1 protein-coding gene is annotated in these 792 nt (G+C 25.3%); it reads left to right on the top strand.

The features are described from left to right. Positions 1 to 311 precede the first annotated feature (311 nt). A complete protein-coding gene (locus tag ETU08_RS01500) occupies positions 312 to 629 on the top strand; it encodes a MerR family transcriptional regulator (RefSeq protein WP_146261243.1) in 318 nt (105 codons plus the stop codon). Positions 630 to 792 lie beyond the last annotated feature (163 nt).

Here is a 792-nt window from a genome sequence, read left to right as displayed (position 1 = left end):
AAAAAATTGAGTTATTAAACATAATAACATAGGGGTATCTTTATGTTTATTTTTTTTGTATAGATAATTTGAGAAATAATAAATTTATGGTAAAATAATTTAGAAGCAGTAAAGGGAGTCAAAAAGTAGGAGAAAGTATAGTAATCCTATTTTAATTAAGTGTAAATTCAGGAGAAAGACCAATAATAGAATACTACTATTTTTTAGTTAAGTATTTTAAGTAGGAATGTTATGCACTTTACTTTCCGTAAAGTGCATAAATACAAATATATAACAAAGATAATAAATAAAATTAAATTAAAGAATTTTATATGAAATTAAGTAGAATTTTAGAAGGATGTCATCAGGGAGATATTCAGGAATTAGTTAGAATAATGAATTTAAATGTGGTGTTGAAAAAAGAGGTTTTAACCATAAAAGAAGCTGCTTTATATACAGGGTATGAGGAAAGCTATTTGCGTAAATTAAACAGTCAAAGTACAAATTTACCCTCTTATTCCTGTGAAAATGGGAACAAGTTGTTTTTTAAAAGAACTGAATTAGATACGTGGATGACCAAAAGAAGAAAAAATAATTTTATAGAGCATCAAAAAGAAGTGGATGCTTATTTTTCAAGAAAGTCTGCCTGACTTCTTCAAAAGTCAATACATCTATTGGCTTACAATCAAATTAAATAGTAACTGATTAAGGCATAATACCTTAACTATCTTGTATAGCCAATATTATGCCTTTTTCTTAAAATTTATCTCAATTATGGCAAGAAATATTATAAGATATGAAAATAAAGAAAAT

This window comes from Apibacter muscae (assembly GCF_007845635.1).
Classification (GTDB): Bacteria; Bacteroidota; Bacteroidia; order Flavobacteriales; family Weeksellaceae; genus Apibacter; species Apibacter muscae.
This window is presented reverse-complemented; position numbering and strand designations above follow the sequence as displayed.